Raw genomic sequence first — 15,812 nt, forward strand, 5'->3', positions numbered from 1 at the left:
GATTCGAGAGGAGCCGCCGCCATGTCGGCACCCGACACCGAGACCACCGGCGACACCACGGTCCTCGACCTGGCCATCGGCGGGATGACCTGCGCCTCGTGCGCCAACCGGATCGAGCGCAAGCTCAACAAGCTCGACGGGGTCACCGCCGAGGTCAACTACGCGACGGAATCCGCCCATGTCAGCGCCCCGTCGACGATGGACCCCGCCGACCTGGTCGCCGAGGTCGAGGGCGCCGGATACACCGCCCGCCTGCCCGAGCCGCCGGCGCGCGACTCGTCCGACGCCGCCGACCCCGCGACCCTCGCCGCCGAGGCCGAGCTGACCGGGCTGCGCAACCGCCTGATCGGCGCGGTGATCCTGTCGATACCGGTGATCGTCCTCGCGATGGTCCCGGCCTGGCAGTTCACCTACTGGCAGTGGGCCAGCCTGACCCTGGCCGCCCCGGTCGTCGTCTGGGCCGGTTGGCCGTTCCACCGGGCCGCGTGGATCAACCTGCGCCACGGAGCGGCGACGATGGACACCCTCGTTTCGGTGGGAACGCTCGCCGCGTTCACCTGGTCGCTCTACGCACTGTTCCTCGGGACCGCCGGCGAACCCGGTCTGCGCCACCCGTTCTCCCTCGCCGTCACCCGCGGCGACGGCGCGTCGCACATCTACCTCGAAGTCGCGGCCGGGGTGATCATGTTCATCCTGGCCGGGCGGTACTTCGAGAAGCGTGCCAAGCGCGAGGCCGGGGCCGCGCTCCGCGCACTCCTCGACCTGGGCGCCAAGGACGTCGCCGTGCTGCGCGACGGCACCGAGCGTCGGATCCCCGTCGCCGAGCTGCGGGTCGGCGACGAGTTCGTCGTCCGCCCGGGTGAGAAGGTCGCCACCGACGGGGTGGTCGTCAGCGGCACCTCCGCGGTGGACGAATCGATGTTGACCGGCGAATCAGTGCCGGTCGAGGTCGGCCCCGACTCGGCGGTGATCGGTGCGACGGTCAACTCCGGTGGACGGCTGGTGGTCCGGGCGACCCGGGTCGGCGACGCCACCACGCTGGCCGGGATGGCCCGGTTGGTCACTCAAGCTCAATCGGGCAAGGCACCGGTCGCCCGCCTCGCCGACCGGATCGCCGGTGTCTTCGTCCCGGTCGTCTTGGTGATCGCGGTGGCGACCCTCGGGGTCTGGTTGGGCGCGGGCGCGGGTGCCACCACCGCCTTCACCGCCGCCGTGGCTGTCCTCATCATCGCCTGCCCGTGCGCGCTGGGGCTGGCCACCCCGACGGCGCTGCTGGTCGGCACCGGCCGCGGCGCCCAGATGGGCATCCTCATCAAGGGCCCGGAGATCCTCGAGTCCACCCGGCGGGTCGACACCGTCGTCATGGACAAGACCGGAACCGTGACCACCGGCGAGATGACCCTCGTCGACGCCATCCCCGCCGAGGGAGTCGACCGCACCGAGTTGATCCGGACCACCGGTGCCGTCGAAGACGCCTCGGAGCACCCGATCGCCGCGGCCATCGCGCGCGGCGCGCGGGCCGAGGCCGGCGACCTGCCCGAGGTGACCGGCTTCGCCAACCTCGCCGGCAACGGGGTGCGCGGCACCGTCGGCGGCCGGGAGGTCCTGATCGGCCGACCCGCACTGCTGGCCGAGAACGGGATTGCGCTGCCGCCCGACCTGGACACGGCGTTCACCGCGTCGCAGCAGCTCGGGCACACCGTGGTCGCGGTGGCCGTCGACGCCGCACCGGCCGGTCTGCTCGTCGTGGCCGACTCGGTCAAACCGACGAGCGCCCAGGCGGTGGCCCACCTCAAGGACCTCGGCCTGCACCCGGTGCTGCTGACCGGCGACAACCGGGCGGTCGCCCACACCGTCGCCGACGCCGTCGGCATCGACGAGGTCATCGCCGAGGTGCTGCCCGCCGACAAGGTCGCCGCGATCTCCGCGCTGCAGCAAGACGGCCGGACCGTGGCCATGGTCGGCGACGGGGTCAACGACGCCGCGGCGCTCGCGCAGGCCGATCTCGGGCTGGCGATGGGGGCCGGTACCGACGTGGCGATCGAGGCCTCCGACATCACCCTGGTCAACGACGACCTGCGCGGCGCGGCGACGGCGATCCGGCTGTCCCGGGCGACGCTGCGGACGATCAAGACGAACCTGTTCTGGGCTTTCGCCTACAACGTGGCCGCGATCCCGCTGGCCGCCCTGGGCCTGCTCAACCCGATGCTCGCCGGTGCCGCGATGGCCTTCTCCAGCGTCTTCGTCGTCGGAAACAGCCTGCGGCTGCGGCGCTTTCGCGCCTGAGGCCCGTCGGTATCAGTCGCCGGACAGCAGGTCGCGCACCCGCGGGATGACGCGGGTGCCGTAGAGCTCGATGCTGTGCATCAGCATCTCGTGCGGCATCGTCCCCGAGGCGTACTTGAGGTCGAACCGCGACAATCCCAGATTCCGAGCGGTCTCGGCGATCCGGGCGGCCACCGTCTCGGGCGACCCGACGTATTGCGAGCCGTTGCGGGCCTCGGCGACCAGCTTGTCCTTCGTCGCCGCCGGCCAGCCGCGTTCCCGGCCGATGCGGTCGTTCATCGCGCGGTAGTGCGGCCAGTACTCGTCGATCGCCTGCTGGTCGGTGTCGGCGATGTGTCCGGGCGAATGCGCACCCAACGGCATCGGCGCCCGCTGCCCGGTCTCCGGGGCCAGTTGCTGCTGGGCCCGGCGATACAGGTCCACATACGGGCCGAACCGCGCGGGGGCGCCGCCGATGATCGCGAGCATCATCGGGATCTGGTGGCTGACCGAGCGGACCACCGACTCCGGGCTGCCGCCCACCCCGATCCACGCCGTCACCGACCCGGACTCGGTCTTCGGGTACACCTCCTGCGCGGTCAGCGGCGTGCGGTGCGTGCCCGACCAGGTGACCGGGCGTTCCGTGCGCAACCGCGCGAACAGGGCGAGTTTCTCTTCGAACAACATCTCGTAGTCGTCGAGGTCGTATCCGAAGAGCGGGAAGGACTCGGTGAACGATCCGCGGCCCAGGATCACCTCGGCGCGGCCGTTCGTCAGCGCGTCGAGGGTCGCGAACCGCTCGTAGACGCGAATCGGGTCGTCGGAGCTCAGCACGGTGACCGCGCTGCCCAGCCGGATCCGCGAGGTCTGTCCCCCGATGGCCGCCAGCACCACGTCGGGAGCGGTGATCGCGAAGTCGTCGCGGTGGTGCTCGCCGAGGCCGATGAAGTCGACGCCGAGGCTGTCGGCCAACACCGCCTCGTCGACGACGTTGCGAATGACTTGCGCCCCACTCAGGCGGGTCCCCGACTCGTCGACGGTGATGTCGCCGAACGTGTCCAGCCCCAATTCGATCTCCGCTCCGGCGGTGATCGTCGGGTCGAAGGCAGCCTCGTCGGCGAAGTCGGTCATGCCTGGGACAACCCGTCGGGGGCCTCGCGAATTCCGCCGGCCCGCCCGCTATCCGCGCGGGGCGACGCGGTCGACGACGACGGCCCCGTTGTCCGACCGTGCGATGACCTCGCTCACCGCGGCCGCGGCGTCGGTGGTCTCGGGCACCCGGACCTTCGCCGAGTCGCCCGCCTGTACCCGGACCAGGTAGGGGCCGCGCTCGGGCAGCCCCAGGATCACCTCGCCGTCGCGGGTGGTCGCCTCGACCCGGCGCGGCGCGGTGTCGCGGAAGTCGACGGTGATATCACCCGACGTCGCCGTGGCGAGGAAGCTCTCGGTGACCGCGATGGGCTCGCGGGCGACGATTTCGCCGTTGACGGTATGCGCCTCGATGGCCCGGGCCGAGCCCCGCAGCACGACCGCGCCGTTGCGGACGTTGGCGACGAGCCGGTCGAGGTCGGCGGTGACGATCGCCGCACCGTACTGCTGTTCGGTGCGCACCGTCATCCGGCGCGCCTGCTCCCGCGGCACCGAGACGACGATCTCGCCGCCGCGCGCCCAGGAGAACCCTGACGCAGGCGCTCCGGTGATCCGGATGCGGCTGTGGGTGCCGTCGGTGTCGACGACCAGCCGGTGCCGCCCGCTGCCCGACGTGGTGGCCAACCGCAGGTCCGCGGTCGCCTCCCGGGTGTCTCGGCCCGTATCGACGCGGACCGCCACCGGCACCGACCCGGTGTCGATGACCAGCGTGTCCATGTCGCCCGGAAGGACCCGGTGATCGGCGACCACGCGGACGCTGCTCACCCCACAGGCCAGGACTCCCAATCCCGCCAGGCCGACGACCAGGACCGAGGTGGCGGCGAGGACCAACAGCGTGCGGACCGCGGTGCGGCCGCCCGGCGTCAAACTCGGGGGCGGGTCGACCGGGGCGGGGGTGGTGGTGACCGTCATGGGGTGTCCTTCCGGGGTGGGCGGTTCGGGTCAGTTCTCGAGGTAGCGCAGAACGGCCAGTACCCGGCGGTTCCCGCTGTCATCGGCCGCCAACCCGAGCTTGGCGAAGATGGAGGCGATATGTTTCTCGGCCGAACCGACCGAGACGTGGAGGCCGGCCGCGATGGCCGCATTCGTCTTGCCCTCGGCCATCAGTTGCAGGACGTCGCGCTCGCGTTGGGTCAGCTGGTCCAGCGCGCTGCGCCGATGCGAACGGACGAGGATCTGGGACACCACCTCGGGGTCCAGCACGGTTCCCCCGCCGCCGACCACCTCCACCGCGTCGAGGAACGCGGGCACGTCGGCCACCCGGTCCTTCAGCAGATAGCCGAATCCCTTGGTGTCGGAGGCGATGAGGTCCGACGCATAGCGCTCCTCCACATAGTGCGACAGGATCAGCACCGGGGATTCGGGGTTCTGGCTGCGCAACACGGCGGCGGCGCGGATCCCCTCGTCGGTGAAGGTCGGCGGCATTCGCACGTCGACGATGGCCAGGTCGGGCCGTTCGCGTTCCACCAGGTGCAGCAGGTTGGTGGCGTCGGGCACCCCGGCCACGACCTGGTGTCCGGCGTCGGCCAGGATGCGCTCGATTCCGGCCCGCAGCAGGGCGGAATCCTCGGCGATCACGATGCGCATGGCAGCACCGCCGTAACGATGGTCGGCCCGGTGCTCGGACTCGAGACATCGAACGAGCCGCCCGCGGCCCGCACCCGCGCGGCGAGGCCGGCCAACCCGGTGGCGGTGTCCCCCGCGTCGATGACCGCGCCGCCCCGACCGTCGTCGAAGACCGACACGTGGAGCAGGCCGGTGGCCTCGTCGAATCGCACGGTGACCACCGCCTGCGTGGCGGCCGCATGCTTGGCGATATTGGTCAGCGCCTCGGCGACGACGAAGTAGGCCACCGATTCCACCTCGTCGGGCAGGCGCCGGGGCAGGTCGACGTCGAGCGTCGTCGCCACACCCGAGGTCTCGGCCCGCCCGACGACCGAGGACAGTGCCGCGTCCAGGCCGCGGTCGGCCAGGATCGTCGGCGCGATGCCGCGCACGACGTTGCGCAGCTCGACCAACGCGCTCTTGGCGTCGGCATGCGCCTCGTCGATCAACGCTGCAGCAGCGGGTGGATCGGTGTCCAGCTTGGTCCGGGCCAACCCGATCGTCATTGCCAGCGACACCAGCCGCGGCTGCACGCTGTCGTGGAGGTCGCGCTCGATGCGGTACCGCTCCGATTGCGCCGAGGACACCGCCCCCTGCCGGGCGTCGGCCAGCGCGTCGACCTGACGCCGCAGGACCGCCGTCGGCGACGGGGACAGCAACCAGCGGTCGATCACGGCGTCGAGTGCCGGCGCGAAGACGAGGACCGCCACCGCTGCGACGACCGCCACGACCGCGAACACCCAGGCGAGCGCCGGAGGCAGGAAGCTCAACCCGGCCTCGGCGTCGCTGCGCCGCACGGCGGTGGCCGCGGCCGGTCCCAGAAAGGCGAATGCCACCAGGGCGAGGGCGAGCCCCGCGGCCAGCATGTCGTAGAGCATCCGCAGGTAGTGGTGGGCGGCGCCCTTCCAGAAGCGCGCGCTGGTCGAATCCAGCCACAGTTGGTGCGCCCAGCCCTGGAATCCGGAGTACGGCGACATTCGCCGCGGCGGGACGCCGATGCCCATGCCGAACACCGCCTCGCTGCGGTGGCGCTCCACCCATTCGACACCGCGCATGAGGTAGACGAAGATCACCGCGGCGATGAGGAAACCGATCACCGACGGAATCGACGACAGCGCGACGATGAGGATGCCCAACGGAATCCAGAACCACACCGTGGCGATGGCCGCGGTGGTCAGCATCGACGCGGTGGGGACTACGCCGATCCGCCCCCTCGTGCCGCGGCGGGGCACCGCATTCGCGATCGGTTCGCGCGGCGGGGCGGGTAGGACGTCGGTTGCAACAGCCATGCCTTGAATCTAGGCATCGCGCGGCGCGGACGAAACGGCGTTAACCGGACAACCCGGCGGGGGTTAACCCCCAGGGCCGTTGGAGAGGTCAGTCGTGGCCGATCACGATGGTCGGCAGGACCAGGTCGTCGCCGCGGATCGTGAACACGCGCGTGCCGGGCTTGTGGCCGCGCCGGATCTCACTCAGGTCCGCGCCGCGGTCGGTCAGCCGCGCATGCGTGGCGTCCGGGTCGGCACTGGTCCAGGCCAGTCCCCACAGGTCGATCCGCGGCGCCTGCGGGCTGACCAGGATCTCGACGACCGATCCGGCGCCGCGCAAGAACAATTGGTGCACCGCCTCCCCTCCGCGAGCAGGGGTGAACCGCTGCTCGAGGCGGAAGTCGAATCCCAGCCCCGCACCGAACAACGCCAGGGCGCCGTCTCGCGAGGGTGCGCTCATGACGATGTGGTCGAGACGGGTGACCTCCGATGGGCCGGGCGCTGACTCGGTCGCCGGACCGCCCGCACCGGGGTCGAGTGCAGCGGTGTCGAGTGCAGCGGTGTCGAGTGCAGCGGTGTCGATCACCCCGATCGGCAGGTCTGCGGCGGTGTGGACGGCGGCCCCGCCGATGGGCTCGGCCGGCGCCGTCGGGATCGCCCTGCGCTTCAGGAGGGTGACCGCCTCCTCCGCGGCCGCACCGCGGACCAATTCGGCGGCCGGTACCAACACCCGGGCATCGGGGTCTCCCTCGGTGACCACCAGCATGGTCGAGCCGGTATGCCAGTAATGCGCCCGACCGTCGGGGATGCCCGGCCCCAAGAGTTCGGTGTAGGCCGCCACCGCTTCGGCGGCGCGGGGGGTGGACAGGGCGATGACCGACGCTGTGGTGCTCACGGCGCCCATTGTCCCCAACCGGCGCGGGATGCGCCGGATTCTGACACGCCTCAGCCTTCGCCCGGGTGGAACGACTGCGCCAGCTCACCCGCCAGGTGGCGGACCTCGCGCGGCAGGATGAAGATCCCCTCGGCCTCGGCACACACCCCGTCGGGGGTGATGACCGTGCCGACGACGAAAGACTTCACCCCTTCGACACGGTCCAAGGCGGCCTCGACCCGGACCGGGCCGAGCTTGGTGCCCTGCCGGTAGCGGACCGTCAGCGTGCCCGTCATCCCGGGTGAACCCGCGTAGAAGGCTGCTGATCCCAGCGCCTGGTCGAGGAGCAGCGCCACCACCCCGCCGTGCACCAGCCCGGGTGGCCCCTCGTAGAGACCGCCGAGCTCGGCTTCCGCCCATGACGGCCCGTCGTCGTCGTGGGTGAATTCCAACGGCGGGGCGACCGGGTTGCGCAAGCCCATCACCGCATTGCCCCACGACCGTCGGATTCCGTCGGTACCCCACCGCGTCCCCAGCGCGATGCCGCCGCGCCGGGTGTTCAGCAACGCGGCCGCCTCATCGACGAGGGCCCGCGCCCGCGCGACATCGTCGGCCTCGGCCTCCGACATCAGCGTCGCCTCCATCAGCGTCCGGACCGAATCGGTCAGCGGGCCGAACAGCGCCGCCTCCGCGTCGAACTGTTCCGGGGTCATCGGATCCACCCCGAAATCGCCAATCAACGACATCCCCTACCTCGCAATCGCTTAGGCCACTTCTAGAACACGTTACAACTGCGCACTTCTCGGTATCGGCGCGGAGTCGTCTACGGCGCCGGGGTACCGTAATCACCCATGACGAATGTGCAGGAATGGAAAGCGTTCGACGTCTCCGTCGACGACGGAATCGCCGAAGTCACCCTGATCGGCCCCGGCAAGGGCAATGCGATGGGGCCGGACTTCTGGAGTGAGCTCCTCCCGCTCTTCACCGCCCTCGACGGCGACCCCGGGGTGCGCGCCGTGGTCCTGGCCGGTTCGGGCAAGCACTTCTCCTTCGGCCTCGACCTACCCGCGATGTCCGGCGACTTCGGCAAGGTTCTCGCCGCCGACGCAAAAGCCGGACCGCGCACCGAGTTCCACGATCTGATCAAGCGGATGCAGGCGGGGATCAACGCCGTGGCCGACTGCCGCAAGCCCGTCATCGCCGCCATTTCCGGTTGGTGCATCGGCGGCGGTGTCGACCTGATCACCGCGGCCGACGTCCGCTATGCCAGCAGCGACGCCAAGTTCTCGGTGCGCGAGGTCCGCGTGGCCATCGTCGCGGACATGGGTTCGCTGGCCCGCCTCGGCGCCATCGTCGGCGACGGACACCTGCGCGAGCTGGCCTTCACCGGCAAAGACATCGACGCCGCCCGCGCCGAGAAGATCGGCCTGGTCAACGACGTGTACGAGGACGGTGACGCCGTGTTGGCCGCCGCCCGTGCCGCCGCCCGCGAGATCGCCGACCTCCCGCCGCTCGTCGTCCAGGGCGTCAAGACCGTGCTCGACCACAGCCGCCGGGCGCAGGTTGAGGACTCGCTGCGCTACGTCGCCACCTGGAATGCGGCCTTCCTGCCCAGCGAAGACCTCACCGAGGCCATCACCGCGGTCTTCGAGAAGCGTCCGCCGAAGTTCCAGGGGAAGTAGGCCCGACGCCGTGTCCGACGCCGCGCAGCCCCGGCCCCGCATCGCAATCGACTGCGGTCAGACCGGCGCCCGGGTGCGCGTCGTCAACGCCGGTGCCGCCGATACCGCCGACCCAGTCGAAGTGCCCGGCGTGCGCACCGATCACCCGGTAATCCCGCAGGTCGCCGCGCTCGTCAGCCAGGCACTCGGCGGGCGGCAGCTGCCCGGTGCGGAGTTGGGCGCCGGTATCTCGGGGCTCACCCCGGGTGCCACCCGCCCCGCCGAACTGCTGGCGGCCTGCGAGTCGATCGGCGTCACCCGCGTCGCGGTCGCGCACGATTCGGTGACCGCCTTCCTCGGCGCCAACCGGTTGACGCCGGGCGCGGTGGTGGCGGCCGGGACGGGCGTGGTGACGTTGGGCGTCGGGGTGAGCACGGCCAAGGTCGACGGCTGGGGAATGTTCGGCGACTCCGGAAGTGGCTATTGGATCGGCCGGGCCGGCGTCGAGGCCGCGCTGCGCGCCTTCGACGGCCGCGGCCCGGGCACCGCGCTCACCCGTCTGGCCGAGACCGAGTTCGGTCCCCTCCCCGAGATCTACATGATCGTCCAGGCCGATCCGTTGCGCGTCCGGCGCACGGCCGGTTTCGCCAAGGTCGTCGCCGCGGCGGCCGACGACGGTGACGAGGTCGCGCAGCAGATCATCCTGGGGGCCGCCGACGAACTCGCCGCCTCGGTGTCCGCGGCGCTACGCGGGGCCGGTTGGCAGTCCGGCGACCGCTGGCGGGTCAGCTGGATGGGCAAGGTGATCACCACCAACCCCCGGCTGCAGAACCGGTTCCGCGAACGTCTCGCGCACACCCATCCGACCGTGACGGTCGCCGATCCCCACGGGATCCCGCTCGACGGGGTGGCCCAGTTGCTCGACCTCCCCGAGGATCACCCGATCACCGGCCTCGTGGCCTACGCCGGCCGTTAGCTCTCCAGTTCCGCCGACTGGGCCCTCATATCCGCCGAATGGGCCCTGTTCTTCGTCGACTGGGCCCTCAATCCCGTCGAGTGGGCCCACGATCTCGTCGACTGGGCCCACCCGACGTCGATGACTATGCGTCGAGCTGAGTCGCCAACGAGTCGGCCAACGTCTTGGCGAAGGCAGCCGGATCGGCGAGCTCGCCGCCCTCGGCCAACAACGCCAAGCCGTACAGGAGTTGCGCAGTCTGCTTGAGTCCGTCGCGTGACCCCTCGTCGGCCACCGCCTTGTTCAATCCGACGACCAGCGGGTGATCGGGGTTGAGCTCCAGTGCACGCTTGACATGTGGGACCGGCTGCCCCGATGCGCGGTAGAGCTTCTCCAACTGCGGCGACATCGAATAGGCATCGCCGACGAGGCAGGCGGCAGAGTCGGTGAGCCGCGTCGAGAGCCGGGCCTCGGTGACGTCGTCGCCGAGCACCCCACCCAGCCACGACAGCAACCCGGCGAACTCCTCGCCGCGCTTCTCCAATTCCTCCGCAGCGGCAGCCTTGTCCTCGTCGGACTCGGCCGCGTCGAGATCGACGGTGCCCTTGGCGATCGACGTGAACCGATGGCCCTCGAACTCGCCGACGGCGTCGACCCAGATCTCGTCCACCGGGTCCGACAACGTCAGCACCTCGATGCCCTTGGCGGCAAAGGCCTCCATGTGCGGCGAGTTGCGGATCTGTTGCTGCGACTCCCCGGTCATGTAATAGATCGCGTCCTGACCGGGCTTCATCCTGCCGACGTACTCGGCGATCGACGTCAAGGCGGAACCGTCGCCGTCGCCATCACGGGTCGAGGCGAACACGCTGGCCTTCAACACCGCCTCGCGGTTGTCCGGATCGTTGACCAACCCCTCTTTGAAGACGCGGCCGAAGCCCTCCCAGAAGGTCGCGTAGTCATCGGGCCGCGACGAGCGCAAGTCGCCGACGGTGGCGACGACCTTCTTCGTCAGCCGTCGTCGAATCGCGCGGATCTGCCGATCCTGCTGCAGAATCTCCCGCGAGACGTTCAGCGACAGGTCGGCCGCGTCGACGACGCCGGTGACGAATCGCAGGTACTCCGGCAGGAGGTCGGCGTCATCCATGATGAACACGCGCTTGACGTAGAGGTGGATCCCGCCGCGGTGCTGCGGCGTGAACATGTCGAAGGGCGGCTGCGTCGGCAGGAAGAGCAACGCCTCGTATTCGAAGGTGCCCTCGGCCTTGACCGAAATCACCTCCAACGGTGAATCCCAGGCATGGCTGACGTGCCGGTAGAACTCGGCGTATTCCTCCTCGGACACCTCGCTACGCGGCCGCGCCCACAGCGCCTTACCGGAGTTGAGCGTGTCCCATTCGGTGGCGTCTCCGTCTTTCGCCTCGCCATCCCCGTCGGCGTCCTCATCGCCGGGGGTCACCGGGACCTCCATCTGGATGGGCCAACTGATGAAGTCGGAGTAGCGCTTGACGAGCGCCCGCAACTGCGCCGGGTCGGCGTAGTCGTGGAGATGGTCCTCGGTGTCGGCGGGCTTGAGTTGCAGGGTCACGCTGGTCCCCTGCGGGGCCTCGTCGACGGCCTCGATCGTGTAGGTCCCGTCACCGGTCGACTCCCACTTGGTCCCGATCGTCTCGCCGGCCTTCCGCGTCACCAGGGTGACCCTGTCGGCGACCATGAACGTGGAGTAGAAGCCGATTCCGAACTGCCCGATCAGTGCGTCGGAGGCGGCGGCGTCCTTCGCCTCGGCGAGTTTGCGGCGCAGTTCCCCGGTGCCCGAACGCGCCAGGGTCCCGATCAGCTCGACCACCTCGTCGCGGCTCATCCCGATCCCGTTGTCGGCGACGACCAGGGTTCGCTCGTCACCGTCGGCGGACGGAACCAGGGTGATCCTGAGGTTCGACGTGTCGACCTCGAGTTCCTTGTCGCGCAACGACTCCAGCCGCAGCTTGTCGAGTGCGTCGGAGGAGTTCGAGATCAACTCGCGCAGGAAGCTGTCCTTGTTCGAGTAGACCGAGTGCACCATCAGGTCGAGTAGCTGGCGCGTCTCGGCCTGGAACTCCATCGTCTCCGGTGCCACCATGTCGCGATCATTCCCTTCGGTCGGCCCCGGCCCCGCCGGGGGTCTCATCCATTCGCTCGACCAGTGTATTAGCGCACATCGTCGACGGGACACGGGGCGGTCCTGCCTATGCTTGGACCATGACCTACCCACCGCAGGGGCCGGGTGGCCCGGGCATGCCTCCTCCCGGAACGCCGCCGCCACCTCCCGGCTACGCCTATCCGGCGCCGACGAACCCCAATCCGGCCGGTGGACCGGGCTACCCTCCGCCAGGGCAGGGCCCAGGCTTCGGCCCCGGCGGCTACGGCCCGCCGCCCCCGCGCAAGTCCAACGGCGGGGTGATTGCGCTGATCATCGGCGGAATCGCCCTGGTCGCGCTGCTGCTGGTCGGCCTCGGCACCTTCGCCGTCGTCACCCTGTCGGGCAAGAAGAGCGATTCCCGCGCCTCGTCGACGACCACCACCCGCTGGACGACGGCCCCGTCGCCCTGGACGACGACCTACACGCCGTATCGCCCGCCGACGACGACCACCACGCCGGCGTCGCGCAACCTCTTCGGCGCGTTCTCCGTGTCAATCCCGACGGGCAACGTCGGCTGGGCGATCAATTCGGCGACCCAGTCGGGCGCGGAAAGCCTGGCCAACAGCAAGTGCGGCGTCTCCAGCTGCTCCAGCGTGCTGTGGTTCCGCAACGCATGCGGGGCCCTGGCCCAATCGCAGAACGACGCGTCCTGGGGCTGGGCCTGGAGCACCACCAGGCAGGCCGCGATCAACAAGGCCTACGGCTACGTCCGGGGCGGGAGCCCCAAGCTCATCGTCGCCAAATGCACCTCGAACGTCAGCGGTTGATCGGGCGCCGATGACACCACCGCGCATCCTCTGCGTACAGGCCCACCCCGACGACGAGACGATCTGGACCGGCGGCACCCTGGCCCGGCATTGCGCCGCGGGCGGGGAGGCCGACGTCGTCACCACGACCTGGGCGGCCGGGCAGCCCCGGCACCGCGAACTCGTCGACGCACTTCAAGCGCTGGGCCTGCCCCGCGAACCGATCATGCTGGGCTATGCCGACGGTGGCGTACCCACCTCGTCGGACCTGCCGCCGTTGGTGGACGTGCCCTTCGACGATGCGGTGGGGGCGCTGACCCGGCACGTGCGCGACTTGCGGCCCGACATCATCCTCACGACCGATGCCTTCGGTATTTACGGCCATCCAGATCACATCCACACCCATCGGTTGTGTTTGGCCGCTGCTGAAGCCGCCGCCGAGCCCCACCTCTACCTCGATGCGGGCGCGCCGTGGCGGGTGTCCTCCCTCTATTTCGTCACCGTGAGCGAATCGCGTTCCCGCCAGGCATGGGAACAGGTCATGACGACGCGGGTGGCCGGCCGTCCCGCGGAAGCCGAGGAACTGATGCGGTTCGGCACCCCCGACGATCGGATCGACGACGTCGTCGACGTCCGCGGCGTCCTCGATAGGAAGTGGCGGGCACTGCAGGCCCACCGGACCGAGTTCGAGCGCAGCCGCACTCTGCGTGCCATCCGCGCGCTCGACGATGCCGCGCGCGAGGCGCTACTCGGGTGGGAGTGCTACCTCCGGCGGGACCTCGTCGGCGGGGGCCGCGCCCTGGTCGACTGACCCGGCAGGCCGCCATTGATCGGCCGAACCGAATCTCGCACGCACGACCACGAGTACCGCACCGATCGTTGCCACTTGCAGCACCGCCCCGCCGATCAGTGGTGCCCGGGGGCCGAAGACCTGCGCCAACCAGCCCATCAGCGGCGCACCGATCGGGGTGCCGCCCATCATCACCATCGCGTACAGGGCCATGACCCGACCGCGGAGTGACGGATCGCTCGTCGTCTGGACGAACATGTTCGTCGCCGTCATCGTCAGCAGCCCGGCCAGACCGACCAGCGGAAGCAACAGCAGGTATGTCCAGTAGCCGGGCATGAATCCGAGCAGGCCGAGCAGCACCGCGAAGACGAGAGAAGCCCCGACGACGCATTTCAGCGCGGGCGCGCGACTGCGCCGCGCGGCGAGCAGGGCACCCGCGAGCGAGCCGATGCCCATCACCGACCCGGCCCATCCATAGGCGCGCGCGCCGAGGCCGAACTCTTTGCTGACCATGACCGCATTGGTCAGCTGGAAATTCAGGGCGAACGTGCCCACCGCGAACCCGACGCCCAGGGCGACGAGGAGGTCGGGCCGCGCCGCGACGTAACGAAAGCCCTCGCGAACCTGTCCCTTGGCCCGGGCGACCGGCTTCGTACGGTCGAGATCCGCCACGTGCAATGCCATCAAGGCCAGCAGCATGGCCGCGTAGCTGATCGCGTTGGTCAAGATCGCCCAGCCACTGCCCCACACGCCGATGATCAATCCGGCCACCCCGGGGCCGATCAACCGCGCCGCGTTGAAGGACGCACTGTTGAGACCGATGGCATTCGTCAGATTCGCCCGCCCGGCGACCTCGGTCACAAATGCCTGCCGGGCCGGGACGTCGACCGCAGACCCGATGCCGAACACCAGCGCGATCACGTAGACGTGCCAAGTCCGCGCGACGCCGGCGATGGCCATGACCCCCAGGACCAGGGCGGAGGCGGCCATCCACGTCTGGGTCACGGCCAGCAGGAGGCGCTTGTCCACCCGGTCGGCCAGCAGACCGCCGCCCGGCGAGAGCAGCAATGCCGGGAGGAACTGGAGGGCCGTGGTGATGCCCACGGCCACCGCGGAACCCCCGGACAACTCCAAGACGAGCCAATCCTGGGCGACCCGCTGGATCCATGTCCCGATATTGGACACCAGCGCGCCGACGAAGTAGATGCGGTAGTTCCGGTGCGACAGCGACGCGAACATCCGCGACTCCCGCACCGCCACTGCCACCCCGTTCCGGTCATGCCCTACTCCTCCACGCTACTCCCGACGGTGCGTGGGAGACTGGCACGCATGTCCTCGCTGATGCTGCTCGACGGTGCAAGTCTGTGGTTCCGGTCGTTCTTCGCCATCCCGGAGAAGGTGACCGCCCCCGACGGGCGCCCGGTCAACGCGGTGCGCGGATTCGTCGACACCATCGCGGCACTGGTCGCCAAACATGAGCCGACCCGGCTCGTCGTCTGCCTCGACCTGGATTGGCGGCCGGCGTTCCGCACCGATCTGATCCCGTCTTACAAGGCCCACCGCGTCGCCGAGACCGCCGATCAGTCCGAATCGGGACACGACGTCGAGACGGTCCCCGACACGCTGACTCCGCAGGTCGACATGATCGACGAGGTCTTGCGCCACGCCGGGATCGCGACGGCCGGGGCCCGCGGCTGCGAAGCCGACGACGTGATCGGCACACTGGCGTTCCACGAGGCCGACGACGCCGTCCTCGTCGTCAGCGGGGACCGCGACCTCCTCCAAGTGGTCGCCGACGACCCCGTCCCCGTCCGCGTGCTCTACGTGGGCCAGGGCCTGGCCAAGGCGGCACTGATGGGTCCGGTCGAGGTGGCGGAGAAGTACGGCCTGACCGCGGCCCGAGCGGGTGCGGACTATGCCGAGATGGCGATTCTGCGCGGCGATCCGTCCGACGGACTACCGGGGGTGCCCGGCATCGGGGAGAAGACCGCGGCCAAGCTGCTCGTCGAATTCGGCAGTCTTGACGCCCTCGAGCACGCGGCCGGCGCGGGTTCGGCTGCGGTCAAGCCGCGGGCTCGAGCCGCGCTACTCGAATCGGCTGACTACCTGAGCGCTGCGCGGACCGTCGTATTCGTCAAGACCGATGCCGAGTTGATCGAGTCCGGCGACGACCGGTTGCCCGCCGCACCCGCGGATGCGGACGCACTCGCATCACTCGGGGCCGAACTGGGCATCGAATCCGCGCTGGGGCGCCTCGCGGCAGCGTTGCACTGGCCCGACGGGGAGTAGCGCCGGGCCCAGTCGACGGATTTGAGGGCCCAGT

The 15,812-nt window shown here is 70.1% G+C and carries 14 protein-coding genes; 6 read left to right on the forward strand and 8 right to left on the reverse strand.

The features are described 5' to 3' along the window. Nucleotides 1–21 precede the first annotated feature (21 nt). Nucleotides 22–2,286, forward strand: a complete 2,265-nt coding sequence (locus nbrcactino_RS10630) for a heavy metal translocating P-type ATPase (protein ID WP_161927322.1) — start codon at nt 22–24, stop codon at nt 2,284–2,286. A 12-nt stretch (nt 2,287–2,298) separates the two neighbouring features. Here nbrcactino_RS10630 and nbrcactino_RS10635 read toward each other — a convergent pair whose 3' ends face one another. The 6 genes from nbrcactino_RS10635 to nbrcactino_RS10660 form a co-directional block, all read right to left on the reverse strand. Continuing rightward, on the reverse strand, nt 2,299–3,396 hold the full coding sequence (locus tag nbrcactino_RS10635; RefSeq protein WP_161927323.1) for an LLM class flavin-dependent oxidoreductase: 1,098 nt from the start codon (nt 3,394–3,396) through the stop codon (nt 2,299–2,301). Between the two features lie 48 nt (nt 3,397–3,444). Then, nucleotides 3,445–4,326 (reverse strand): DUF4097 family beta strand repeat-containing protein, encoded by an 882-nt coding sequence (locus tag nbrcactino_RS10640; RefSeq protein ID WP_161927324.1) that lies wholly within the window; start codon nt 4,324–4,326, stop codon nt 3,445–3,447. 30 nt (nt 4,327–4,356) lie between these two features. Beyond that, on the reverse strand, nt 4,357–5,001 hold the full coding sequence (locus tag nbrcactino_RS10645) for a response regulator transcription factor (protein WP_161927325.1): 645 nt from the start codon (nt 4,999–5,001) through the stop codon (nt 4,357–4,359). After that, nucleotides 4,989–6,308, reverse strand: coding sequence for a sensor histidine kinase (locus nbrcactino_RS10650; RefSeq protein WP_161927326.1), 1,320 nt, complete (start codon nt 6,306–6,308; stop codon nt 4,989–4,991). The genes nbrcactino_RS10645 and nbrcactino_RS10650 overlap by 13 nt, the downstream gene beginning before the upstream one ends. A gap of 88 nt (nt 6,309–6,396) precedes the next feature. Next, a complete protein-coding gene (locus tag nbrcactino_RS10655; protein WP_161927327.1) occupies nt 6,397–7,182 on the reverse strand; it encodes a VOC family protein in 786 nt (261 codons plus the stop codon). A gap of 50 nt (nt 7,183–7,232) precedes the next feature. Continuing rightward, entirely contained in the window at nt 7,233–7,874 is a 642-nt protein-coding gene (locus nbrcactino_RS10660; RefSeq protein WP_228460774.1) for a PaaI family thioesterase, read from the reverse strand. A gap of 138 nt (nt 7,875–8,012) precedes the next feature. Here nbrcactino_RS10660 and nbrcactino_RS10665 point away from each other — a divergent pair, with 138 nt between their 5' ends. Both nbrcactino_RS10665 and nbrcactino_RS10670 read left to right on the forward strand, forming a co-directional pair. Further along, complete coding sequence (locus nbrcactino_RS10665; protein WP_161927329.1) at nt 8,013–8,843, forward strand: crotonase/enoyl-CoA hydratase family protein; 831 nt, start codon at nt 8,013–8,015, stop codon at nt 8,841–8,843. Between the two features lie 10 nt (nt 8,844–8,853). Then, on the forward strand, nt 8,854–9,798 hold the full coding sequence (locus nbrcactino_RS10670; protein WP_228460775.1) for an N-acetylglucosamine kinase: 945 nt from the start codon (nt 8,854–8,856) through the stop codon (nt 9,796–9,798). 124 nt (nt 9,799–9,922) lie between these two features. Here the strand turns inward: nbrcactino_RS10670 and htpG are convergent, their stop codons facing one another. Beyond that, complete coding sequence (htpG, locus tag nbrcactino_RS10675; RefSeq protein ID WP_161927331.1) at nt 9,923–11,893, reverse strand: molecular chaperone HtpG; 1,971 nt, start codon at nt 11,891–11,893, stop codon at nt 9,923–9,925. A 119-nt stretch (nt 11,894–12,012) separates the two neighbouring features. Between htpG and nbrcactino_RS10680 the strand changes: the two genes are divergently transcribed. Both nbrcactino_RS10680 and nbrcactino_RS10685 read left to right on the forward strand, forming a co-directional pair. After that, nucleotides 12,013–12,720, forward strand: a complete 708-nt coding sequence (locus nbrcactino_RS10680) for a DUF4189 domain-containing protein (RefSeq protein ID WP_161927332.1) — start codon at nt 12,013–12,015, stop codon at nt 12,718–12,720. Between the two features lie 10 nt (nt 12,721–12,730). Continuing rightward, complete coding sequence (locus nbrcactino_RS10685) at nt 12,731–13,510, forward strand: PIG-L family deacetylase (protein ID WP_161927333.1); 780 nt, start codon at nt 12,731–12,733, stop codon at nt 13,508–13,510. Here nbrcactino_RS10685 and nbrcactino_RS10690 read toward each other — a convergent pair. After that, nucleotides 13,445–14,728 (reverse strand): MFS transporter, encoded by a 1,284-nt coding sequence (locus tag nbrcactino_RS10690; protein ID WP_161927714.1) that lies wholly within the window; start codon nt 14,726–14,728, stop codon nt 13,445–13,447. The two genes, nbrcactino_RS10685 and nbrcactino_RS10690, sit on opposite strands and share 66 nt — an antisense overlap. Nucleotides 14,729–14,830: 102 nt before the next feature. On the opposite strand from nbrcactino_RS10690, the gene nbrcactino_RS10695 reads away from it, so the two are divergent. Beyond that, nucleotides 14,831–15,778: a 5'-3' exonuclease gene (locus nbrcactino_RS10695; protein WP_161927715.1), complete on the forward strand. Its 948-nt coding sequence runs from the start codon at nt 14,831–14,833 to the stop codon at nt 15,776–15,778. Nucleotides 15,779–15,812 lie beyond the last annotated feature (34 nt).

It is taken from the genome of Gordonia crocea, from assembly GCF_009932435.1.
GTDB classification, from domain to species: Bacteria; Actinomycetota; Actinomycetes; order Mycobacteriales; family Mycobacteriaceae; genus Gordonia; species Gordonia crocea.